This is a genomic window from Vitreimonas sp., from assembly GCF_036392335.1.
Taxonomy (GTDB): Bacteria; Pseudomonadota; Alphaproteobacteria; order Caulobacterales; family Aquidulcibacteraceae; genus Vitreimonas.
The window spans coordinates 1-22,739 of the sequence record NZ_DASVYD010000056.1 but is presented as its reverse complement, the minus strand read 5'-3'; the positions used below and the strand labels follow the sequence as shown (position 1 = coordinate 22,739).

Sequence of the window (22,739 nt, the reverse complement as noted above, 5' to 3'; positions counted from 1 at the left end):
TCTCCAAGACCTATGCCTCCGGTTACGAGGCTCTGAAAAACGTCAGCCTAGAGATCCGCCGCGGCGAGATTTTCGCCCTGCTCGGGCCGAACGGCGCCGGCAAGACGACTCTGATCTCGATCATTTGCGGCATCGTCAATCCGTCGAGTGGAACCATCGTCGCCGACGGCCACGACATTGTTCGCGATTTTAAGCCGGCGCGGAAAAAGATCGGCCTGGTGCCGCAAGAGCTGCACACCGATGCGTTCGAGCGCGTGATCGACACCGTGAATTTTAGTCGCGGCCTGTTCGGCTATGGGCCAAACCCAGCCTATATCGAAAAAGTGCTGCGCGACCTTTCGCTTTGGGAAAAGCGCAATGCCAAGATCATGGAGCTCTCCGGCGGCATGAAGCGCCGCGTGATGATCGCCAAAGCGCTGAGCCACGAGCCGAAGATTCTGTTCCTCGATGAGCCCACAGCGGGCGTGGACGTCGAACTGCGGCGCGACATGTGGGAAATGGTGCGCGGCCTGCGCGCCAATGGCGTCACCATCATCCTGACGACGCACTACATCGAAGAGGCCGAGGAAATGGCCGACCGCGTCGGTGTGATCTCCAAGGGCGAATTGATCCTCGTCGAGGAGAAGAACGCCTTGATGCGCAAGCTCGGCAAAAAGCAGCTGACGCTCGATTTGCAGGCCCCGCTCGCCGCCGTGCCGGAAGGCCTGAACGGCTATCAGATTGAACTCGCCGGCGAAGGCCGCCAGCTGATCTATTCGTTCGACGCCAATGCCGAGGACACCGGCATCCCGGGCCTTCTCCGTCGTCTCAACGAGCTTGGCGTCGATTTCAAAGACCTCCACACCGAACAATCCTCGCTCGAGGACATCTTCGTTAGCCTGGTGCACAGCCGATGAATTTCTACGGTGTCCAAGCGATCTATCGCTTCGAAATGGCGCGCTGGTTTCGCACCATCGGCCAGAGCCTGTTCTCGCCGGTGCTCTCCACTTCGCTCTATTTCATCGTCTTCGGCTCGGCCATTGGCTCGCGTATGATGGAGATCGACGGCATCTCGTACGGCGCCTTCATCGTGCCGGGCCTCATCATGCTCTCGATCCTGACCGAAAGCGTCTCCAACGCCTCGTTCGGCATCTACATGCCGCGCTGGGCGGGGACGATTTATGAGCTGCTCTCCGCGCCCGTCTCCGCGCTCGAAGCGGTGATGGGCTATGTCGGCGCCGCCGCGACCAAATCCATCATCATCGGCCTCGTCATCCTCGCCACTGCGCGGCTCTTCGTCGCCTACGAAGTGCAGAACCCGGCGATGATGTTGCTCTTCCTGGTGTTGACGTCGCTCTCGTTCTGCCTGTTCGGCTTCATCCTTGGTGTGATCGCCGATGGCTTCGAGAAGCTGCAGATCGTGCCGATGCTGATCATCACGCCGCTGACGTTCCTCGGCGGCACGTTCTACTCGATCAACATGCTGCCCGAACTCTGGCAGCAGATCGCGTTGTTCAATCCGGTCGTCTATCTGATCAGCGGCTTCCGCTGGAGCTTCTTCGGCGTCTCCGACGTCGATATTTGGATCAGCCTTGCCGCCATCAGCGTGTTCCTGATCGCGTGCTTCAGCGCGGTCTGGTGGATTTTCAAAACCGGCTATCGGCTCAAGGCTTGATCTGGCGCAACATCGCTCCTTTCGTGGCCTTTTATCTAGGCGCGAAAGGAGAGGATGATGATGCTGTCCAAGATCTTGGTCGGAATCGACCACTCGCCGCGGTCGGACAAGGCGCTGCGCAGAGCCAACGAATTGGCGCTGTTCCACGATGCCAAACTGGTGCTCGATTACGTTATTGACGTGGGTACGGCGCAAAGACTGCGCGGTCTGATCGAGCGCGTCGCCATCGAGGAGGCGGATGCGCGCGCGAAGGAAGTGCTCGGCGACACGGCTGCGCCTATTGAGGTGCGCGCAAGCGGCGGCCGTCCGTACGAAGCATTGCGCGACGCGGCGACGGAGCTGGGCGCCGGCCTGATCGTGCTCGGCGTTCATCGGCGCGAAGGCTCCTTCGGCGGCTCGACCGCGCGGCGATTGATCAACGTGGCGCCCACGCCAGTGCTTGTCGTCACCGATGACGTCGCGGGGATGTACGAGAACGTGTTGGTTGGGTTCGATCGCAGTCCGGCCTCATACCGAGCTCTGAGATATGCGCGCGAACTCGCGCCAACTGCGCGGATCACCGTGCTCACCGCCTGCATGATTCCGTTCAGCGCGCGCAAACAGGAGGCGACGCTCGTCAAGCAGTTCGAGGATGAGACGCGCGTGCGGGTCAAGGAGGCGCTGGGCGAGGAACTCGCCAATGTCGAGTTGGTCGTTCGCGCCGGCGAGGCGTTTGGCGTAATCCGTCAGGCGGTCGATGAGCGTAAGCCGGACCTGCTGGCGCTGGGCACGTCGATGTCGGAGGCCTACCGCTTCGTGTTCGGCGGCGGCATCGTCGATTTGGTCGCGGCCGACCCGCCGTGCGACTTATTGGTGACGAAAGTCTAATGCATCGTTAGCGATGCATCGTTGACGATGTAATCCGACCAAGCTATACGAGGCGCATGAGCAAAGCGCGCGCGCCTCGTTTTCTGTACTTGCTTGCCCGCGCCGCCCGCGCGGCGCAAATGATCGGCGATTCTGGTCTCGCCGACATCGGGCTCACCTCGGCGCAATCGGGCGTGCTCTTCCTCATCCCGAATGAGGGCGGGGCGAGCGTCAGCGCCGTCAGCGAAGGCTTGGGGCTCGCGCAGAGCGCTGCTTCGGTGCTGGTGCAGCGCCTCGAACAAGCCGGCCTGATCGAACGCCAGACCGATCCGAATGACCGCCGCGCCGTGCTGCTCACGCTCACCGCCCGTGGCCGCGCGCTGCGCGCCAAAGCCATTGAGCGCGCCCAGCGCATGAATTCCGCCGCCTCGCGCGGCTTCAGCAGCGAAGAGCAGGCCATCATCGCCCGCTGGCTGCAACACATGATCGATCTAAAGGAGGAAGCCCGTGAGTGAGATTCTGCTGAAGCGCGACGGGGCCGTGCTCGAAATCCGCTTCAACCGCCCCGCCAAAAAAAACGCCATCACGAACGAGATGTACGGCGTGATGGCCGACGCGATCAGCGCGGCCGAGGCCGACGCCGACGTGCGCGTCATCTTGTTCACGGCCGAAGGCGACTTCTTCTCCGCCGGCAATGATTTGATGGATTTCGCCGCGCAATCCTCTGGCGCATTCTCCGGTCCGCGCCATGTCGGGCGCTTCCTCGAAACCATGCTGCATGCGCAGAAGCCGATCGTCGCGGCGGTGACGGGGCATGGCGTCGGCGTCGGCACAACCATGCTGCTGCATTGCGATCTGGTCTATATCGCCGAGACCGCCAAACTGACCACGCCGTTCATTGATCTGGGCCTGGTGCCAGAGAACGCCTCCAGCATGACGATCGTGGATCGCTTGGGCCATGCGCGTGCGTTTGCGATGTTGGGACTGGGCGAGCCGCTGTTCGGCAAGGACGCCGCCGCGTTTGGCTTGGCCAACGCCGCCTTGCCGATCGCGGACGTCGAGCCCAAGGCGCGCGCCGCGGCGCACGTGTTGGCGAAAAAGCCCGCCGAGGCCCTGCGTCTCACCAAGGGGCTGATGCGCGATCGCGAAGCCTTGCTCGCGCGTCTGCGCCACGAAGGTGAGATCTTTGCCGAACGCCTCAAATCGCCGGAAGCGGCGGCGGCCTTCGCCGCGTTCTTCGGGCGCAAGTGACGCGCGGGGCCGTGCAGCCGCGGCCTCAGCGCCGCCGCGCCGCGATCCACGCTTCCACCGCCGGCATGCGCTCCGCCACGGTTTGCGCCCGCAGACGGATTTGCGCCTGGGCAGCCGCGATAGTGGGGCGCGCGCCTTCGGGGAAGTTCGCCGCGTAACGCTCCAATTCCTCGGCCATGGCCGGATCGGAACTCGCGCCGGCAATGCCCGCTGGGAATTCCAGGCGCTGTAGCGGGTCGAGATAGCCTTCGACGGTCGTGCGATTGGCGACCAGGAAATCCCAGGTCAGGCGCGGATGCGCCGCCGCGACAGAGGCGATCACCTGCGTCCGCAATTGGCGTGGGATGTCGTTGCCTAATGTCATCTGCAGCGTACGCCGCGCGAGCGTCTCATCGTAAGCGGCCGCCAATTGACGCCACAGCCGGCGTTGCTCGACGAAATCCGACGCGGCCCGCGCCTGGCCCAGCAGCGCTTCATAGTCCGCATGCGTCGCATGTTCTGCATACACGCTCAGCACGGCGTTGCGGATGCCGGCGGGAATGGCTTCGCCGCTGCGCACGCGCCGGCGCGCTTCTGTGATCACCGCCTCATCTCCAAGGCTGCCGAGGGCGGCGATCAACGACGCGCGCATTTGCGAATCATTGGAGGTTTCGCCCACGCGGGCGGTCCAGCCGGCGCGTTCGAAATAGGGACGCAATGTCCGAACGCCGTAGGCCTTCACGGCGGCGTCGCTCGGGCGGCCCTCGGCATAGGCTGCGAGCGCTTGCATTGAGCCGATCGTGTCGATGACGATGATTGGATTGGCGTCGGCCGGGATAACGTTGACCAGTTCGAGATAATCGGTGAATGGCGCGTCGCCGCTACGGCCGAAGGCCCAATAATCGAGCAAGAGGCCGAGCTGATCGGCATCGTCAAGCGTGGCGAAGCGTTGCGTCAGGCGCGCAAAATTGGCGCGATCGTAGAGCACGCGGAAGAAGCCGCTTTGGCCTGCGTTGACGAGATAGGGTGTGCACGCGGGCGCGAATGCGGCGGACTGCGATTCACCCGACATAACCAGCCGCACCGCGTCGTTGTCGAGGCGACGGGCGACAATCGGGATGCTCCAACGCTCGCTCGTGCGGGACGCGTCGTCCATTGCGAACCGGCGCTGCGCGAGTTGCAGCGTGGCGCCGCGGGTCGCGCGACAATCAGGCGCCGAAACCATCAATACTGGAAATCCCGGTTGCGTGGTAAAGCTGCGCGCAATCTCCAGCACCGGTTGGCCCGAGGCCGCTTGCACCGCCGTCCACAAATCCTCGGTGCGGGCGTTTCCATAAAGCCGGCCGTTCAGATAATTGCGCACGCCAGTGCGGAAATCCTCTTCGCCCACATACGCTTCGAGCATGCGGATGACGGCGAGGCCCTTCTCATAGGTGATGGTGTCGAAAGCGAGGTTCGCCTCGTCGAGCGTGTTGACGGTTTGCACGACCGGGTGCGTGCCCTGGCGAGCGTCCAAAGCCATCGCTGTCGATGTGCCGTCGATCATCTGCGCAAGCCACGGATTCCAATCCGGGTGTACGGCCTCGGTCGCCTTCGCCGCCATCCATGAGGCGAAGCCTTCGTTGAGCCAGAGATCGTCCCACCACATCATGGTGACGAGATTGCCGAACCATTGGTGCGCGATTTCGTGGGCGACGATGCCGAACACGTTCTGCCGCTCGGCTTCCGAAGAGTTCTCATCGACCAGCAAATATTGGTCGAAATAGAGGATGGCGCCCCAATTCTCCATCGCGCCAAAGCCGCCGGCGCCGGGCACGCCGATCATATCGAGCTTCGGCAGCGGATAGCGAATGCCGAAATAGTCCGTGAAATAGCGCAGCGATTGCTCGCCCGCGTTCAATGCTTCTTGCGCGCGATGGGTCTCGCCGCGGCGCACGACAACGCCCAGCTCCACGCCGTCGACATCGCGCGTCACACGCTCAAAATCGCCGACCGCCAGGAACAGGAGATAGCTCGGCATTGACGGCGTATCGGCAAAGCGCGTGCGCGTGAGCCCGCCACGCAGCGACGTCGTCTGTTCCACCGGCATGTTGCCGATCACCATTTGGTCGCGCGGTGCCGTCACCGTCAGCGAGAACACGGCGCGGCGGTTGGGTTGGTCCCACATCGGCGCGAAGCGGCGCGCATCGCCCGGCTCGAATTGCGTCGCCAGCGCGCGCTTGGTCTGGCCGTCATCCTGATACTCAACGCGGAACAGGCCGTAGGCCTCGTCTTGGATCGCGCCGGCATAGCTGATGTCGACGACGTGTTGGCCCGGTCGCAGCGGCCGCCGTGTGGTCAGCGTCAGGGTTTGCGCTTCCGCGTCGGCGGACACGCCGACATTGGCATTGTCGATCCGGGCGCGCGAGACGTCGAGCCCCAACGCATTCATGGTCACGGTCTGCGTCGGCTCTGTCACCTCGATGGTGATGCGGGCATCGCCTGTGAACGTGCCGGATTCCGCGTTGGGCGTGACCGCGATCTCATAGCGCAGCGGGGTGGGGCCGTCCTCAAACCATTGCCGCTGGCTGGTCTGCGCCCCGGCGGTCGGGGCGAGCAGCAGAAGCGCTGCAATGAGCGCGAGCGGGCGGAATTTCATGGCCAAGCGTCCCCAGAAGATCAGCGGCCCATAGAGCGGCTCAGCCGGGACAGGGCAATCGGCTTTCGGCCAAACGCCCTCCCGATGCGCCGGATCGCCGGGCGTGACCGACGTCACGGCGTTAGGCCTAAGCGCCTAGTACCTTCATCTCATCGAAGCGAGGCGCTTCGAGTGAGGAGCCAAACCAATGACCGCCAAGTTCTACAGCCTGATCATCGCCGCTTTGACGTTCGCGCCGTTCGCCTACGCCACGCTGAACCAAGCCGCCCAGATCGTCGCCTAACCCGCCGCACAGAATTCAGAGAGCATTCCGATGACCAAGTTTTACGCCCTGATCGCCGCCTGCGCCGTGTTCGCCCCGATGGCGATGGCCACGCTGAACCAAGCCGCTCAAATCGTCGCATAAGCTCCCAGCGATTGGCGGTCCAACGAAGGGCGCGGAGGCTTCGGCTTCCGCGCCCTTTGCGTTTCCTAGGCTTGGCCCGGCGCGGGCCAGCGCAACGTCGCTCTGAGTCCGCCCAGCTCAGGCGAGCGATCCAAGCTCAAGACGGCGCCTGTCGCCAGGGCCAGGTCGTTGGCGATGGAGAGGCCGAGGCCATGGCCGCTTTCATCGAGCCGCTTGCCCCGCTGCAGCACGGCTTCGGCCTGGGAGGGATCGAGGCCCGGTCCGTCGTCCTCGATCAACAGCACGGGGCCATCGCCGCCGCTCACCCGTACGCGGCGCGCCGCGTAGCGTGTCGCATTTTCCAAGAGCGGGCCGCTCATCTCCATCAGCACGTCGTCGCCAACGGGCAGCGGCGTGTCGCTCAAAAGGTTTTCAAACTGGATGCGTTGTCCCGCGTCGGTGCGCTCGATCACTTGCAGCACGCGCGTAATGACCGCCCGCGCGTTGCTGCTGGCGCCGCGCGTGGCGGCGGCGCGTGTGCGAGCCAACTCGCGCTCGACCGCGCGGGCGGCGGCGGCGATGGCGCGGTCTAGACCGTCGGCGGCGTCGTCGGCGCCCGCTTCGCGCGCGCGCCGGCTTTGCGCGGAGAGGGCGGCGAGCGGGGTCTTTAGTGAATGCGCGAGATCGGCGGCGCGGCGCTTGGTCAGTTCGAGGTCGCGTTCGCGCGCATCCGCCAGTTCATTGATGGCGTTCGCGAGCGGCGCCGCCTCGGTCGGATAATCCCGCTCGGACAGCCGCGCCGAGGGCTGGCTGCGCAACGCCCCGAGCGCGGCGCGCACGTGCTCCAGCGGCCGCAACCCCAATTCGACCTGGATCCAAGCCGCCGCGGACAGCACCGCCCACAGCAACGCCAGGAAGAGCGCCAACTCACGCGCGAACGCCTCGCGCGCGGTTCGCACCGCCTCATAATCGGCGCCGAGCACGACCGTCAGCGGCGCGCTTTGCGGATCAAGCCTGATCTCGCGCTCGACGAACACCAGGCGCTGTTCAAACGGTCCGTCGATCTGCCCATTGATCCAGGTGTCGGACCGCGACGGCCCAGGCGGCGCGAGCGTCGCGTCCCAGAGCGAGCGGGAGCGCAGCAGCACGCCGTCGCCCGAGACCTGCCAATAGAATCCGCCCGCCGGCGTGCTGAAGCGTGGATCGCTCGGCGGCGATCGCACCGCCAGCGCGCCCGTTGCATTCGGCCCGAGCGAAGCAATCACCTCAAGCCCGCGCGCGGTCAGGTCCGCTTCGACCTGGCGCTGCAAATGGCGCTCGAACAAGAAGCCCATCGCCGCCCACGCCACCGCCAAGGCCGCGAACACAGCGAACGCGCCGCCGATAAGCAGACGGACGCGCAACGAGCGTTGCATCAAGCGCCGCTCAGCACATAGCCGAAGCCGCGGCGCGTCTCGATCGCGTCGCGGCCGATCTTGCGCCGGATGCGCGCCACCAGCGCTTCGATCGCGTTGGCGTCGACCGCGCCGTCGGCGCCGTGCAAATGATCCGCCAGTTCGCCAGCCGAAACCGTGCGGCCTTGTTGGTGCGCGAGGTAATCGAGCAAGCGATATTCCAGCGGCGACACCTTCTGCGGCACGCCTTCCACCAGCACCGCCATGCGCCGCGTATCCAGCGCCAATTTGCCGATCGTCAGCACCGCGCTCGCATGGCCGCCGGCGCGGCGCGTCAATGCACGCACGCGCGCGACCAATTCGCCAATCTCAAACGGCTTGGCGAGGTAATCGTCCGCGCCGGCTTCGATGCCGTCGACCTTTTCCGTCCAGGCGCCGCGCGCGGAGAGGATCAGCACCGGCATCGCCCGTTCGGCCGCACGCCAGCGCTTCAGCACCGAAAGTCCATCGAGCACCGGCAAGCCAAGATCCAGCACGACCACGGCGAAATCCTCGGTATCGCCGAGGAACCACGCCTTCTCGCCATCAGCCGCGCGCTCGACGAGATAGCCGGCGCTGCTCAGCGCGCGCGCGACATCGCCGGCGATGTCGTCATCATCCTCGACCAGAAGCGCGCGCATTAATCCTCGTCTTCGACCTGTAGAACCGCGCCCGTACGCGCGTCGATCTCGACTTCGCGGACACGGCCGCTGCGGGCGAGAATCTTCACCTCATAGATCAGCCGATCATGCGCCCGTTCAAGCTCGATCTCCACGATTTCGCCAGGGACGGCGCCTTGGGCGATGCCGATGATGCGTGTGACGGGAAGCGCCTCGCGCCGCTCCACCGCGCTCAGCGCTTCGTCATGGTCGCCGCTGCGACCGCGATCGCCATCGGCCAGCGCCGGCGCGGCGAAGGCGAGGCTGGCGGCCAGGGCCAGCAGGGCGGAGCGGAAACGCTTCATCATGACTTCCTACCTTGGGCGCCCTGACAGCAACCTGACATCGCGCGGAGGCTCGCCGTCAGTCTTGGTGTGGGACACCGCCTCTCGTCGCGTCTCGGCGACGTCAACCAGAGGGAATTTCCAATGCTCAACACGCATCGCGCGCGCATCACACTCGCCTCCGCCGCTTTCGTCCTCGCCGGCGCGCTGGCGCTTCCGGCCTCAGCGCAATCCTCCGCCACCCAGCCTGAACTAACGCTGAGTCAGATCGAAAGCCGGTTGTCAGGCCAAGGTTTCCGCGTCGTCGAAATCGAGCGCGACGACGGCCTCTACGAGGTCAAGGCATTCAACGACCAGAACCGGTGCGTCGAGCTGCACCTCGACCGCCGCTCCGGCGCAATCATCCGCAGCGAAACTGATGACGATTGCCGCGACGACGACCGCCGCGGCGGTCGCGGCCGCTAATCGCCCAGGCGCGAGGGCGGCCCCCTCGCGCCTGCCGCTCCTAATCCGCAGCTCCACGTGCCCCGTATCAGGCGCAAGATGGAGATTGCGATGAACCCCTTTGTGATCGCCGCGTTGGCCGCCCTATTGCTGCTGGCCGCCTGCGCGACGCGTCCGCCGCTGCCGCGTGAAACCGCGCAAGACGCCTTTGTCATCGAGCAAGACCTCGTGGGTCGAACCACCGCGCGCGGTGAGTTCCGCGCCATTAACGGCGTCCGGCGCGGCTTCACCGCCCACCTCGACGGCGCTTGGGACGGCCGCACATTCACCCTGGTCGAAGATTTCGAGTTCGATGACGGCCAGCGCGATCGCAAGACGTGGCGCTTGGAGCGTGTCGGGCCTGGCGAATATGTCGGCACGCGCGAGGACGTGGTCGGCCAAGCCCGCGGCTATCAGGACGGCCGCGCCTTCCGTCTCGAATACGATGTGCGCCTTACCAACGCCGACGGTTCGCCGGGCCGCAAAGTGCGCTTTCGCGACGTCATGGTGCTGACGCCCGAGGGCGCTGTGCTGAACCGCGCCAATGTCGGGCTCTGGGGTCTGCGTGTGGCGCAGGTGGAGCTCACCATCGAGCGCGCCGCGGCCGCGGCGGCGGTGGCGGCGGAGTAATCCGCGCTTCGGAAAAATCGAGGCTGAACGGCTTCTGAATCTCGCTTCGTATGCCGTTCAGCCTATGCCGCGCACAATGAGCGCACGTTGTCCTCGGGAGGGATCACATGTTCGCTCATTTCTTCGCTTGGTTGGTCAATCCGTTCTCCGCCTCCGGCCGTTCGTTTCTGATTTGAACGCCAGAAGCGCCGCGCTACATCCGAGGCATGCTGCTTTACACGCACCCCTCGATGCTGCGCCACGAACCGCCGCCGGGCCATGCCGAACATGCCGGGCGTTTGCAGGCGGTGCTTGATGCGTTCGAGAACCTGAGCCTCGACCGCCGCGAAGCGCCTTACGCGACCGCTCAATGCATCACGCGCGTGCACCCGACGCGCTATGTTGAAGCGCTGGAGCCCGCCTTCGCCGAAACCGCAAGCGCGCGTGTACGGCTGGATCCCGACACCTACATTTCCGAAGGCTCGCGCGAAGCGATCTATCGCGCCGCGGGCGCGTGCGTCGCCGCGGTCGATGCGGTGATGGCTGGCGAGGATGACATGGCGTTCTGCGCCGTGCGCCCGCCGGGTCATCACGCCGAACCGATCTCGCCGATGGGCTTTTGCATCTTCAACAACGTCGCGATCGGCGCGCTGCATGCGCTCGATGCGTACGGCCTACAGCGCGTCGCGGTCGTCGATTTCGACGTGCACCACGGCAACGGCACGCAAACTGTCGCGGAAGCCGATCCGCGCCTGTTCTTCGCCTCGACCCACCAAGCGCCGCTCTATCCCGGGACAGGCGCGGCGCGCGAGACCGGCATCGCCGGCAATGTGGTGAACGCGCCTTTGCCAGCTGGCGCCGGCAGCGCCCAATGGCGGCAGGCGATGGAAGCGCGCGTCCTGCCGGCGCTGGATGCTTTCGCTCCCGAATTGATCCTGGTTTCAGCGGGTTTTGACGCCCACAAAGCTGACCCGCTCGCGCAAATGGAACTCGACGAGACGGATTTCGCCTGGGCCGCGAGCCGGCTCCGCGAACTTTCCTTGCGCCACTGTCAGGGCAAACTTGTCTCGACTCTGGAGGGCGGCTACGACTTGGCCGCGCTTGCCAGATCGGCCCAGGCTTATGTGGCGGCGCTCCAGCAGGGCTGAACCCGCTCACGGGGAGAGGGCGAGGGGCCGCTGCCAAGGGTCAGAATGACGACGACCATGGCGCCCGACGAGACGCTAGATCGCCGTATCAGCGCGCGGATCGGCACAATCGTGATCGCACGGCATGGCATGCCGCATGTCGATCGCACTGTGCGCATCGATCATCGCGGTTACCGCGACTGGTGGGCCAATTACGATTTGAGCGGTTTGCATCCGGACGAAAAGCCGCCGGAGCGTCTTCTGCAACTCGCGGAAGCCAGCGACGTGATCTACGCCTCTACGTTGCAGCGGGCGATCCATACCGCGCAGATGGTCGCCGGCGGGCGCGAAATCATCACCGACCCCGTATTCGTGGAGGCGCCGCTGCCGCCGCCGCCGATCTGGGGAACCCGCAAGCCCGGCGCTTGGGGCGTCTGGGCGCGCGCGGCTTGGATGTTGGGCCGCCACGAGGGGGGCGAGAGCCGGCAAGAGGCGGAAGTGCGCGCGCAGGCTGCCGTGTCAACGCTCACCGCTCAGGCGCTTCGTGGGCAGAATGTGCTGCTGTGCGCCCATGGCTGGTTCAACCGGATGATGCGGCCCGTGTTGCGTCGCCAGGGCTGGCGCGAGGTCGAGGATTGCGGGGATTATTACTGGTCCCACCGCCGCTACGAAAAAGTGAAATGATTGTTTTCGCAGGCGTAGCTACGCATTTGATTGCCGTTCCGCTGCTGGAGCCATATTTCTAAGCCATGAGTCAAAACGCAGCCGACCCCTCCACGCTTACGTTCGAGGAATCCTTGGCGGAACTCGAGAAGATCGTCGCGCATCTGGAGCGCGGCGACGTGCCGTTGGCGGACTCAATTCGCATCTACAAGCGCGGCGCCGCCCTCAAGGCGCGGTGCGAAGGCCAGTTGAAGGACGCGCAGCTGGAAGTCGATCAAATTGTGATGGGCCCGGATGGCCCCCGTACCGAGCCGGCGAAGCTCGGGCAATAACCAGGGAAGGAAGAGGAAGTCCGATGGCCGACGATCCGCAAAACAATGCGCGCCTGCCGCTGATCTCGATGGAGGATTTCCTGAAAGTGGATATCCGCCTGGGCACCATCGTCGATGTGAAGGTGTTCGAAGAGGCCAAGAAGGCCGCATATCAGCTCTGGATCGATTTCGGCGATCCGCTCGGGGTGAAGAAGTCGAGTGCGCAAGTGACGCAAAACTACGATCTCGGCGAATTGCTCGGTCGTCGCGTCGCCGCCGTCGTCAACTTCGAGCCAAAGCAGATCGGCAAGTTCATGTCGGAAGTGCTCTGCCTCGGCTTCCCTGACCGCAACGGCAACGTCGTGCTGCTCAATGTCGATCGACCCGCGCTCACCGGCGGGCGTTTGTACTAACGTTCGTCACTCTCGAATTGGAAATGGCGCGGATCGCTCCGCGCCATTTTTGTTAGTTTGTCGGCGTGTCCGCGCCGGGCTCCGGCAGTGGCTCGCTTTCGGCCGGAGGCGGCGTGAGCGGGACGGGCGCTGGGCCGGTCGACGGTTCCGGCGCTGTCGCCGTCGGCGGCAACAGATCGGGATCGGTTGTCGTCAGGTTCGGGTCGAGCGGCGTCAATTCGCTTGCCGGCGCTTCGCCTTCGACCGGCGTCGGCGGCAAGGATTCCAATTCGGCAATGCGGCCGCGCGCGGCGATCGAATGTTCACTGTCCGGGAAATCCGCGAGGAAGGCTTGCAGCGCTTCGATCGTGTTGGCCGCACGCGCCTCCTGATAGGCGTTGTTCTCCAGCGCGCGCAGCGCCGCTTGCGCTTCAGTGCGCGCATCACCCGTTGCGGTTTCGATGAACGCGCGCAGCGCCTCCGGATCGCTGCGATCGACTTGCTCCCATGCTGCGGCGCCTTGGCCGCCTTGTTGGGTCATGAAGTAGTAGGCGCCGCCGCCGATCACGGCCAGCGCAACGACGGCGACAACGCCGATTATCAAGCCATTGCCGCCCTTCTTCGGCGCATCATCGTGCGCTGACGTGGAACGCGGCTCAGGCGTCGGACGCGGCGCGGCTTGCGGTTGCGGGCGTTGCGGCGGCGGCGTTGCTGCGCGCGGTGCTTGTGCTGGCGTGCGTGGCGCAGCCGCGGGCGCGCCATCGCCCGGGCGGCCGGGCTGGAAGAAGCCGGACGGCGGCCGTTGCGTCGGCGGCGGCAATGGCGCGACGCCAGCCTTGCTTGTCACCAATTGCGCAAGCTCGCGCCAGGCTGGGAAATCATCTTCGCCGCGCCAGCCGGTAAGATTGACCACCGGCTCGCTGCGGAATTGTTCTGGCGCCGGCGCGCTCTGCATGCTGGCGTGGACGACGGTGCTCTTGCCGCGCGCAGCGGCGACTTCGTCGACGAGGGCAGGTTGCGTATTCGACCGCGGCGACCACAGAGCAATCGTCACGGCCGCACTGCGCACCGCCTCACGCAGCTCCTCGCCTTGCTTCTCGATCATCACGCTGAGCTGCGCTTGGCGCAGCTTCTCCGCCAGCGCGCGCGCCGGCAGCGTATCCTCCGCGGCGTGAACGACCACCACCGTTGCCATCGATCATTTACCCCAAATCTACGGGCTCAAAGCCCTACGCAGGAAACACGGCCTAAATTGGCCAGTCCGCGCCATCGTCCCAGCTCGGCAATGATGCCCGAGAAAACAGGGTGTTGGGAAGATAGGCCCGTGCCCAAATCATTCTCCCTGCCGGGGCGCGGCTCATGGCGCTTGCGCCAGCCGGGCGCTCTGCTAACGAGCGGCCCCATGTCTTTATTCGAAACCCGGCTCAAGGAAGCCGCCGAAAGGGTTAACACCGCGCTCGACGGCTTGCTGCCGCGCGAGCAAGGGCCCGAGGCGCGCTTGATGAGTGCGATGCGCTATTCGGCGCTTGATGGCGGCAAGCGCCTGCGTCCGTTCTTCACCCTGGAATCGGGGCGCCTGTTCGATGCGGACGAAACCTATCTGCTGCGCACCGCCGTCGCGCTCGAGTGCGTGCACACCTATTCGCTGATCCATGACGACTTGCCGTGCATGGACGACGATGATCTGCGCCGTGGTCGGGCGACGCTGCACAAGGCGTTCGACGAAGCGACTGCAGTGCTCGCGGGCGACGCGCTACTCACGTTCGCGTTCGAAGTGTTGGCCGATCCCGCGACCCATTCCGATCCGCAGATGCGCTGCAAGCTGATCACCGGTCTCGCCAAAGCGTCCGGCGCCCTGGGCATGGTGGCTGGTCAGGCCGCCGACATGGCCGGCGAGGACATCGGCTCCGACCTCATCGCCGTCACGCGCATGAACCGCCTGAAGACCGGCGCGCTGATCAACTTCGCCGTCGACGCCGGCGCGCTGATCGGGTGCTGCTCCGAGGCGGAGCGCACCGCGCTCAATCGCTATGCGCACGATATCGGTCTGACGTTCCAAATGGTGGACGATCTGCTCGACGCCGAAGGCGTGGTGCGCGACACCGGCAAGGCCGTGGGCAAGGACAAGGATCGCGGCAAGGTCAATTTCGTCACCGTGCTGGGCGTTGACGCGACGCGCGAGCGCGTCGGCATGCTGGCTGATCAAGCCAAGCGCCATCTCGCGGTCTTCGGCCCGCGCGCCCGCGTGTTGCTCGAAGCCGTCGATTTCGTCGTCGACCGCCGCTTCTAGGCGGCGGCGCGCGCGGGTTCGCACACCCGCGCGCTTCTCCAGGCCTAGTCGATCAGACGCTGCGTCAGATACATGTATTCCAGCGTGCGCCGACGCGCGGCTTCACGCAGATTGGCGTTGGCGGAGTGTCCGCCGTCGGTGTTCTCGTAATAGAGATAAGGGATGCCCAACTCGTCGAGCCGCGCGCCATATTTGCGCGCGTGGCCCGGGTGCACGCGATCGTCCTTGGTCGAGGTGTAGATGAAGACCGTCGGGAAATCGTCACGCGCGCGCAGGTTCTGATAGGGCGTGATCGTCTCCAGGAACGCGCGCTGCTCCGGGATCGCAGGCGAGCCGTATTCGCCCACCCACGACGCGCCGGCGAGCAATTGATCGTAGCGCAGCATGTCCAGAAGCGGTGAGCCGATGATGGCGGCGTGCACCATTTCCGGATGCTGGTTCAGCATTACGCCCATCAGCAGCCCCCCATTGGAGCGGCCGGAAATGCCCAAGCGGCGCGGGCTCGTGATGTTGCGCGCCACCAGATCGCGTTCGACGGCGTAGAAATCATCGTAGATGCGCTGGCGGTTGGTGAGCAGGCCGGCGTCGTGCCAGGCTGGACCAAACTCGCCGCCGCCGCGGATGTTCGCCAACACATATGTGCCGCCCTGATCGAGCCAGAGGCGTCCTACATAGGCGTTGTAGCTCGGCACTTGCGACAGCTGGAAACCGCCATAGGCGTAAAGCAAAGTGGGGTTCTGACCGTTCAACTGCATGTCGCGACGGCGCACCACGAAATAGGGCACGCGCGTGCCGTCGGCGCTGGTCGCCTCGAATTGCTCCGTCACATAAGGGCTGGCGTCGAACTGCGCCGGCAGCGACCGCACCGCGCGCGGCGCGCCGCCGCCGCTCAAGGCGTAGAGCGTGGGCGGCGTCAGAAAGTCCTCGAAGGTGAAGAAGGCCGCACGCTCGCTGGTGGACGCGCCGGCGACCGACACCACGCCCGTCGGCGGCAATTGGACTTGGTGCGTGCGCCAGCCGCCGTCATCGTACGTGAAGCGCCAGAGTCGTCCGCGCACATTGTCGAAGCCCGGCGCGAGCAAGCCGTCGCGCGTCGCCTCGACGTCGCCGATCGATTGGCGCGAGGTCGGCGTGAACACGACTTCGACGCGCGGCGCAGCCAACGTCGCATGCGACAGCGGCAGCGCCAGCAGCGAGCCCGATGGATAGGTGGCGCCGCCGATGCTCCAGGCTTCTTCCAGCGTGACGATCAAGCGATCGTTGAAGAATTGGTGGATCGTCGATTTGCGCGGCAGCGTCAGCCGCACCGGCCCTTCCGGCGTGATCAGCGAATACACCGTCTCGAAGAAGGTCTCCGCTTCCACGGCGATGGCGATATGATCGCCGCTCTCGTCCTCAAAGGTGGCGACCGACACCGAAACGTCGCGCGGCTCGCCGCGCAGAATTTCCACCGCGCTCGCAAGCGGCGTACCGCGCCGCCACGCCTTCAGCACGAACGGATAACCTGACTCCGTCAGCGCGCCTTCGCCCCAATTGGTGGCCACCAGCAAGGTGTCGCGATCGAGCCAGCCGAAATTGGATTTGGCTTCGGGGATCACGAAGCCATTCTCGACGAAGCCTCGCGTTGTCAGATCGAATTCACGTTCCGTCGCAGCGTCCAGGCCGCCATTGGAGAGCGAGATCATGCAGCGCACGCCCGAAGGATCGCATTCGGCGCCCTGCCACACCCAATTGGCGTTCTCCGCGCGCGCCAGCGCATCGATGTCGAGCACGGTTTCCCAGCGCGGCGCATTCGCCGCGTAGCTGTCGAGCGTCGCGCGCCGCCAGATGCCGCGCACATGATCGGGGTCTTGCCAGAAATTGTAGAGATAGCCGCCGCGCACTTGGCCGAGCGGCAGCCGATCACGGCTCTGCGCCACCTCCAACGCCGCCTCCAGCAAGCCCGGATAGCGCGGATCGTTCTCCAGCACTGGCAGCGAGCGCGCATTTTGCGCGCGGACCCAGTCCAGCGCCTGTTCGCCCTCGATCTCTTCGAGCCAGAGGTGCGGATCCTCGGCGGTCACAGGCGCAGTCGGCGCCGGCGCGCTGGCGCAGGCGGCGAGCGAGAAGGCGAAGGCGGCGGCGATGGCGTGTCGCAAGATTGATCTCCCAGTTTGGGCCAGGGCTAAACGCGGCCAAGCGCGCCGCGCAAGCGGCTTGCGGCAGACGGCCGTCCCGGCGGTGCGTGCGCGCACCTGACGCACGAAAATGCACGAAATATCCTCGAACCCGCCGCACCCCCGGCGTCGCTTTTGGCCTCAAACGGGGGTAGCCTTTTGTCCAACCTCGGACGTTTAGACCTGCATGGCGCCCCAAACTCCACTTCTCGACCAAATCAAGTTCCCGGCCGACCTCCGCAAACTTGATGCGAGTCAGTTGCAACAAGTCGCGGACGAGCTGCGCGCCGAGACGATTAGCGCCGTCTCCACCACGGGCGGGCATTTGGGTGCGGGCCTCGGCGTCGTCGAACTCACCGTGGCGCTGCACTACGTCTTCAATACGCCGCGCGACATCGTCATCTGGGACGTCGGCCACCAAGCCTATCCGCACAAAATCCTCACCGGCCGCCGCGATCGCATCCGCACGCTGCGCACGGGCGGGGGACTCTCTGGTTTCACCAAGCGCGCCGAGAGCGAATACGATCCCTTCGGCGCAGCCCACGCCGCCACCTCGATCAGCGCAGCGCTGGGCTTCGCCGTCGCGCGCGACAAGCGCGGCGACGACAATTGTGTCATCGCTGTCATCGGCGACGGTTCGATCTCGGCCGGCATGGCCTATGAGGCGATGAACAACGCCGCCGAAAGCACCAAGCGCCTGATCGTCATCTTGAACGACAACGACATGTCGATCGCGCCGCCCGTGGGCGGCATGAGCTCTTATCTCGGCCGTCTCGCTTCATCGAAAACCTATCGCCGCTTGCGCAAGACGGCGAAATCCGTCGCCGAGCATTTGCCGGCGCCGATCCACGATGTCGGCAAGAAGGTCGAGGAATACGCCCGCACGCTGGTCACCGGGGGCACCTTCTTCGAAGAACTCGGCTTCCATTATCTGGGGCCGTTCGACGGCCACGATCTCGATACGCTGCGGCTCATCCTCAACAACGCCAAGGAATACGACGATCGCCCCGTGCTGATTCACGTCGTCACCAAGAAGGGCAAGGGCTACGCGCCAGCGGAAAACGCCGCCGACAAATATCACGGCGTCACCAAATTCAATGTCGTCACCGGTGAGCAAGCCAAAGGCGCCTCCGCGCCCAGCTACACCAAAGTCTTCGCCCAATCGCTCGTGCGCCAAGCCGAGAAGGACGACAAGATCGTCGCCATTACCGCGGCGATGCCGTCCGGCACTGGCCTTGATCTGTTCGGCAAGCATTTCCCCGATCGCACCTTCGATGTCGGCATCGCCGAACAACACGCGGTGACGTTCGCGGCCGGCCTCGCCGCCGACGGTATGAAGCCGTTCGCCGCGATCTATTCCACCTTCCTGCAGCGCGGCTACGACCAGGTCGTCCACGACGTCGCCATCCAAAAGCTGCCCGTGCGTTTCGCCATGGACCGCGCCGGCCTCGTCGGCGCCGACGGCCCCACGCACGCGGGCTCGTTTGATGTCGGCTTCATGGGCGCGTTGCCCGGCATGGTGCTGATGGCCGCCGCGGACGGCAACGAATTGTCCCGCATGGTTGCCACCGCCGCCGCCATCGATGATCGCCCCAGCGCCTTCCGCTATCCGCGCGGCGACGCCGACGGTGCGGTGGGCGCGGACGCCGACCTGCCGCTCGAAATCGGCAAAGGCCGCATCCTGCGCGAAGGCACGACCGTCGCGCTGCTCAATTTCGGCGCGCGCATGACGGAGGCCAACAAGGCCGCCGACAAGCTCGCCGCCATGGGGCTCTCAACGACGTTGGCCGATGCGCGCTTCGCCAAGCCGCTCGACGAAGATCTGATCCGGCGCCTGTCGCGCGAGCACGAAGTGCTGCTGACGATCGAGGAGGGCGCTGAAGGCGGCTTCGGCGCCTTCGTGTTGCACTTCATGGCGCGCGACGGCTTGCTCGATCGCGGCGTCAAAATCCGCACGCTCACGCTGCCGGATATCTTCCAGGATCAAGACAAGCCCGAAGCAATGTACGCCGCCGCCGGCCTCGACGCCGACGCCATCGCCAACGCAGCCTTGCTCGCGCTCGGCCGCGGCGTGAACGAGGCGCGCGCCTAACTCCTCCCCCGCTCGCGGGGGAGGTCCGAGCGGAGCGAGGGGAGGGGGCAAGTCCGCCAGCCGCGCACATGCGCCCCCTCTGCCATCGCGCTTTCGCGCGCTGACAGCTTCCCGTAAACGGCTGAGCAGTTTGCGGAACCATCGCGTCCCCCACGTGTTTCGCCTCCATCGGAGGAAGCCCACATGACATCACGCACGCGCGCCGCGCTCTTCATCCTGCTCGGCCTCACCGCGCCCTTGGCCAGCGGCTGCGCGCTCGCCGCCGGCGCAGCGGTCGGCGCCGCCGCCGTCGATTACTTCACCGACGACAATGACGAGTGCAACGGCCCCAATGACGAAGGTCTGCTCGACAGCGATTGCAACGACAGCAACCGCCGTCCGCCGCAATAAGCGCGTGGCGCGATAGGCAATGGGCAGTGGGCAATTGGGCCCGCTGAAATTCCTATTGCCTATTGCCCGCTGACCAGAGCCTAATCGCCGCCGCGATAGCGACGGAGATTTAAATCATGGCCAAAGGTCAAATGCGCTCGAACAAAGAGAAGCGCAAACCCAAGAAAGACAAAGCGCCCAAATCCACCAGCAGCGCCGGCAATATCGGCAGCGGCGGCAAAAAATAGCCCAACCTTCGGACCGCCGGCTTCCAGCCGGCATCAGTGTTTCAATCGCGCCGGAGCGTGCAGGTGGAATGCGTGATGCCGGCTGGAAGCCGGCGGTCCGAAGTCTACAAAGCGGCGACGCCAGCTATACCAACGCCGCGCACAAAGTCGGCGATCATCGAGGCAGTCCACGCATCCGCGAATGAGTAGCCGCCGAATGTACCTTGCGTCGATCCGCTATCGCATAACCCCGGTGCGGGATGAGGAGGCGCGAGGCACTAGTCGATCAGTCCACGCTCGCGAGCGCGACTATTCGCTCGCTTCCAGAGCATATCGATAAGATCGTCTGCGGACTTTCTCGCAACGTCGGCAGTAGTCGCGAGTTCTGAGCGTTTGAAAATGGCCCTCAGCTTCGCGGCGGAGAGCCTGCCGTAAATTGCCCGAAACTGAAGCTCATCTTTCTTTGCCGCTATGATGTGAGGTGCGACATTCGTTAAGTCATCCTCGCCCTCATAGCTGACTGATACGCCGAGGGCTTGGATCAGGTCGTCGCGAAAGGTCGCGTCCACTTCTGCTCTCTGCCGTATGACGGATAGAAAGCGGTTTAGCGCTATTTGCGGCGCAATCTTCTCATCGGCGCTCATGCTCGACCTCATTCTTCGGTCGCGTGAATGCGACTACATCTTTCCCAAGTTGCTCAACGATGCCGGCGAGCCCGGCGTACTTGCCGTTGAAAGTTCGATAGCTTTCGGAGTCGGGGCGCTGGCTCCAGCGTAGGGCCTCCGATGCATCTGGGATAGAAACGCCAAGTGTTTCGAAGCCAGCTAGCATCGCATCCTGTCGCACTCGTGATCGCTCGTTTATCGCGCCACGCTGAGTAACGCGAGTAAACAGAATGCGGTGTCGCTCCTTATCCCAGATGTTTAACTCTCGCTTCAGGCCGAAGTCCCTAAGGGTCTTCAAGCTCCAAAGCGATACTGGATCTTCCAAGAGCGGCGTGATGATCGCATCCGACACACACAGCGCGGCCTGAGCTATTGTTGTAAAACCGGGCGGGCAATCGAAGATTATATAGTCGTACTCGTTGCCAAGGCTTCTCATTGCCTTGGATAGTTGCTCGACCATAGTTTTTCTCGGTGCGGAGATATCGTCCGCATTGAAGTGTCTGTGATCAAACGCAAGCTCGGCAAAACGGAGGCGGGGCGAGGACGCGAGGATTGAGGTTTGCCCTGGGAGTGGGGCTCCTGATCTCGCTCGACTGCCGTTCTTCACCTCGTTTAGGCCGGAAACTCCAGTTGTTATGCTTCCAAAGAAGTCTGCGCGGACACCGCGAGCCAAGCAATCGACCCAATGTGTGATCGTGTGACCGCTTGCCTCGGCGATGCGTAGGCCGTCGAACCCGAGTAGCATCTGACCGCAATTGGCTTGCGCATCGAGGTCGATCACCAGAATTTGTGCGCCTTGATGATAAGTCAGTGTGTCGGCAAGCATCATCACTGTCGTGGATTTTCCAACGCCGCCTTTCATGCTGCATACGGCAATTCGTTTAGTCGTCATTAGCAAGCCCTGGCCAGCCGAGGGTGCTGAGGTGGCTGGAAATGCGCGTCTTTATGGTCGGCGTGAAACGCTCTCTCACAAATGAGTCCGCAGATGCCGCATTCGCACCTGTCAATCGAGCCCAATGCTCGATGATCCAATACTTCGGTGATGAAGCATCCGCAAAATGAATTACGCCCACCCCAAGCTGCGCCGCTAGCTTCACGACTCTTTTGTAGGCGGCGGTCTCGGGCGCGCATTTGCCTATGGCTTGAAAAACTAGCCACGAATACTGTCCGAACCGGCCATGCGCGTTGGCTTCGTGAACCGAACTTTCGGATAGGCCCGCTGCGGTTTTTACCTCAAACGTATGGAGGTCCGCCTTCCAATACGGTACGAATTCCCCTCGGGACACCGCGAGCGCGGAGACGTCTGGTTTCGACCAATAGCCGCTGTCATTTCCGCCCGCAGTAGAGGTATCCTCCACAAACAACTGAAGTCGACCAGAAGGGGAGCGCTCTCGCAATTGCTGACGAAGATGCGCGCCCACGAAAAGGCGCGTGGGCTCATAGAGCTTCGCTTCGACTTGAACCTCAATGGCCATTGCTAGCCCCCAGGATGCAATTCTACACGTCCCGGTTTCACAGTTCCACTAGCTCGTTGGTTGGCCCAATCCCCCAAAATCCCCCATCCCATCAACGCCTCAGCCAAATCTATTCAACCCCGCGCGGCGGCCCCGATACTGGCGGCGTCATGCGTTATTCACCCCGCCCCGTTTCGCCCCATCGCATCCAGCGCCTCACGCGCTGGGTGCGTTTGTTACTGGGGCTGATGGTGGGGCAGTGCGCGGCGTTCTTTGCCGGCGGCGGCGTGCTGATGCGGCGCGCGCTCGATGAATCTGTGCGCTGCGCGGGTCTGCTCGCGGTTGTTCATGCGTGCGATCTGCTCGATGTGAACACGCGCCGCGGCTCTGGCCAGCATCGCCACGGCCGGCGCAGTTTTTCCTGCGAAATGCGCAAAGTCATTGGCCAGCGCGTGCGCCATGCGATGCAGGGCGACACTTTCTGGGACCGTCTCTTTGCGATCTTGAGCTTCGTGCGTGACATTGAAGAGCACGCGCGCGTGCTGGCGCGCCGCCTCAAGCGTGGCCTCACGCGCCAACGCATCATCGATCCGCTCGCTTGCGCCGATCCGTGCGCGTCGCAAACCGACGCGCTCATCCTGGCGCCGGATTCCAGCTGAGCGTCCGCCCGCCATCCCCCACATCACGCCATGCGCGGCGCTGTCAGGCCTGACAGCGTCGGCGCCGGCGCACGCCGCGTCGATCCGCCGGCAAAGAAAAAGCCCGCGCGAGG

24 protein-coding genes are annotated in these 22,739 nt (G+C 64.4%); 15 read left to right on the top strand and 9 right to left on the bottom strand.

Annotated features, from left to right (window positions below; translation table 11 throughout):
- The 5 genes from VF769_RS12900 to VF769_RS12880 form a co-directional block, all read left to right on the top strand.
- Window positions 1-896, top strand: an 896-nt coding sequence (locus VF769_RS12900; RefSeq protein ID WP_331008825.1) for an ABC transporter ATP-binding protein, incomplete at its 5' end; no start/stop codon positions are given.
- On the top strand, window positions 893-1,654 hold the full coding sequence (locus tag VF769_RS12895) for an ABC transporter permease (RefSeq protein WP_331008824.1): 762 nt from the start codon (window positions 893-895) through the stop codon (window positions 1,652-1,654). The genes VF769_RS12900 and VF769_RS12895, both read left to right, overlap by 4 nt.
- Before the next feature lie 57 nt (window positions 1,655-1,711).
- Complete coding sequence (locus tag VF769_RS12890) at window positions 1,712-2,521, top strand: universal stress protein (RefSeq protein ID WP_331008823.1); 810 nt, start codon at window positions 1,712-1,714, stop codon at window positions 2,519-2,521.
- 56 nt (window positions 2,522-2,577) lie between these two features.
- On the top strand, window positions 2,578-3,015 hold the full coding sequence (locus VF769_RS12885; RefSeq protein WP_331008822.1) for a MarR family transcriptional regulator: 438 nt from the start codon (window positions 2,578-2,580) through the stop codon (window positions 3,013-3,015).
- Window positions 3,008-3,751 (top strand): enoyl-CoA hydratase-related protein, encoded by a 744-nt coding sequence (locus VF769_RS12880; RefSeq protein WP_331008821.1) that lies wholly within the window; start codon window positions 3,008-3,010, stop codon window positions 3,749-3,751. The genes VF769_RS12885 and VF769_RS12880 overlap by 8 nt, the downstream gene beginning before the upstream one ends.
- 25 nt (window positions 3,752-3,776) lie before the next feature.
- Here VF769_RS12880 and VF769_RS12875 read toward each other — a convergent pair whose 3' ends face one another.
- The 4 genes from VF769_RS12875 to VF769_RS12860 all read right to left on the bottom strand — a co-directional run bounded on the left by VF769_RS12875 (window position 3,777) and on the right by VF769_RS12860 (window position 9,150).
- Window positions 3,777-6,485 carry a M1 family metallopeptidase gene (locus VF769_RS12875; RefSeq protein ID WP_331008820.1) on the bottom strand — a complete coding sequence of 903 codons (2,709 nt, stop codon included), beginning with the start codon at window positions 6,483-6,485 and terminating at the stop codon, window positions 3,777-3,779.
- Between the two features lie 354 nt (window positions 6,486-6,839).
- Complete coding sequence (locus VF769_RS12870) at window positions 6,840-8,168, bottom strand: sensor histidine kinase (protein ID WP_331008819.1); 1,329 nt, start codon at window positions 8,166-8,168, stop codon at window positions 6,840-6,842.
- The gene (locus tag VF769_RS12865; protein ID WP_331008818.1) at window positions 8,168-8,827 is read right to left on the bottom strand and encodes a response regulator transcription factor; all 660 of its coding nucleotides are present in this window, start codon (window positions 8,825-8,827) and stop codon (window positions 8,168-8,170) included. The genes VF769_RS12870 and VF769_RS12865 overlap by 1 nt, the downstream gene beginning before the upstream one ends.
- Window positions 8,827-9,150 carry a PepSY domain-containing protein gene (locus tag VF769_RS12860; protein ID WP_331008817.1) on the bottom strand — a complete coding sequence of 108 codons (324 nt, stop codon included), beginning with the start codon at window positions 9,148-9,150 and terminating at the stop codon, window positions 8,827-8,829. The genes VF769_RS12865 and VF769_RS12860 overlap by 1 nt, the downstream gene beginning before the upstream one ends.
- A gap of 123 nt (window positions 9,151-9,273) precedes the next feature.
- Between VF769_RS12860 and VF769_RS12855 the strand changes: the two genes are divergently transcribed.
- The 6 genes from VF769_RS12855 to VF769_RS12830 all read left to right on the top strand — a co-directional run bounded on the left by VF769_RS12855 (window position 9,274) and on the right by VF769_RS12830 (window position 12,735).
- Complete coding sequence (locus VF769_RS12855; protein WP_331008816.1) at window positions 9,274-9,594, top strand: PepSY domain-containing protein; 321 nt, start codon at window positions 9,274-9,276, stop codon at window positions 9,592-9,594.
- 90 nt (window positions 9,595-9,684) lie between these two features.
- On the top strand, window positions 9,685-10,242 hold the full coding sequence (locus VF769_RS12850) for a DUF3833 family protein (RefSeq protein ID WP_331008815.1): 558 nt from the start codon (window positions 9,685-9,687) through the stop codon (window positions 10,240-10,242).
- A gap of 206 nt (window positions 10,243-10,448) precedes the next feature.
- Window positions 10,449-11,369 (top strand): histone deacetylase family protein, encoded by a 921-nt coding sequence (locus VF769_RS12845; RefSeq protein ID WP_331008814.1) that lies wholly within the window; start codon window positions 10,449-10,451, stop codon window positions 11,367-11,369.
- A 45-nt stretch (window positions 11,370-11,414) separates the two neighbouring features.
- Window positions 11,415-12,032, top strand: a complete 618-nt coding sequence (locus VF769_RS12840; protein WP_331008813.1) for a histidine phosphatase family protein — start codon at window positions 11,415-11,417, stop codon at window positions 12,030-12,032.
- A gap of 65 nt (window positions 12,033-12,097) precedes the next feature.
- Window positions 12,098-12,343 (top strand): exodeoxyribonuclease VII small subunit, encoded by a 246-nt coding sequence (locus VF769_RS12835; RefSeq protein WP_331008812.1) that lies wholly within the window; start codon window positions 12,098-12,100, stop codon window positions 12,341-12,343.
- Between the two features lie 23 nt (window positions 12,344-12,366).
- On the top strand, window positions 12,367-12,735 hold the full coding sequence (locus tag VF769_RS12830; protein ID WP_331008811.1) for a tRNA-binding protein: 369 nt from the start codon (window positions 12,367-12,369) through the stop codon (window positions 12,733-12,735).
- Between the two features lie 52 nt (window positions 12,736-12,787).
- Here the strand turns inward: VF769_RS12830 and VF769_RS12825 are convergent, their stop codons facing one another.
- Window positions 12,788-13,909: a toll/interleukin-1 receptor domain-containing protein gene (locus VF769_RS12825; protein ID WP_331008810.1), complete on the bottom strand. Its 1,122-nt coding sequence runs from the start codon at window positions 13,907-13,909 to the stop codon at window positions 12,788-12,790.
- Between the two features lie 207 nt (window positions 13,910-14,116).
- Between VF769_RS12825 and VF769_RS12820 the strand changes: the two genes are divergently transcribed.
- On the top strand, window positions 14,117-15,004 hold the full coding sequence (locus tag VF769_RS12820) for a farnesyl diphosphate synthase (protein WP_331008809.1): 888 nt from the start codon (window positions 14,117-14,119) through the stop codon (window positions 15,002-15,004).
- Window positions 15,005-15,048: 44 nt separating this feature from the next.
- Here VF769_RS12820 and VF769_RS12815 read toward each other — a convergent pair whose 3' ends face one another.
- Window positions 15,049-17,142 (bottom strand): prolyl oligopeptidase family serine peptidase, encoded by a 2,094-nt coding sequence (locus VF769_RS12815; protein ID WP_331008808.1) that lies wholly within the window; start codon window positions 17,140-17,142, stop codon window positions 15,049-15,051.
- A 205-nt stretch (window positions 17,143-17,347) separates the two neighbouring features.
- On the opposite strand from VF769_RS12815, the gene dxs reads away from it, so the two are divergent.
- Window positions 17,348-19,252, top strand: coding sequence for a 1-deoxy-D-xylulose-5-phosphate synthase (dxs, locus tag VF769_RS12810; RefSeq protein WP_331008807.1), 1,905 nt, complete (start codon window positions 17,348-17,350; stop codon window positions 19,250-19,252).
- A 183-nt stretch (window positions 19,253-19,435) separates the two neighbouring features.
- A complete protein-coding gene (locus tag VF769_RS12805; RefSeq protein WP_331008806.1) occupies window positions 19,436-19,642 on the top strand; it encodes a hypothetical protein in 207 nt (68 codons plus the stop codon).
- Window positions 19,643-20,126: 484 nt separating this feature from the next.
- Here VF769_RS12805 and VF769_RS12800 read toward each other — a convergent pair whose 3' ends face one another.
- The 3 genes from VF769_RS12800 to VF769_RS12790 are packed head-to-tail and all read right to left on the bottom strand — an operon-like array spanning window position 20,127 to window position 21,988.
- Window positions 20,127-20,492 (bottom strand): hypothetical protein, encoded by a 366-nt coding sequence (locus tag VF769_RS12800; RefSeq protein ID WP_331008805.1) that lies wholly within the window; start codon window positions 20,490-20,492, stop codon window positions 20,127-20,129.
- The gene (locus VF769_RS12795) at window positions 20,479-21,405 is read right to left on the bottom strand and encodes a ParA family protein (RefSeq protein WP_331008804.1); all 927 of its coding nucleotides are present in this window, start codon (window positions 21,403-21,405) and stop codon (window positions 20,479-20,481) included. The genes VF769_RS12800 and VF769_RS12795 overlap by 14 nt, the downstream gene beginning before the upstream one ends.
- Entirely contained in the window at window positions 21,395-21,988 is a 594-nt protein-coding gene (locus VF769_RS12790) for a hypothetical protein (RefSeq protein WP_331008803.1), read from the bottom strand. Before VF769_RS12790 ends, VF769_RS12795 begins: the two co-directional genes overlap by 11 nt.
- Before the next feature lie 149 nt (window positions 21,989-22,137).
- On the opposite strand from VF769_RS12790, the gene VF769_RS12785 reads away from it, so the two are divergent.
- A complete protein-coding gene (locus tag VF769_RS12785; RefSeq protein ID WP_331008802.1) occupies window positions 22,138-22,626 on the top strand; it encodes a hypothetical protein in 489 nt (162 codons plus the stop codon).
- The last annotated feature ends 113 nt before the right edge of the window (window positions 22,627-22,739 follow it).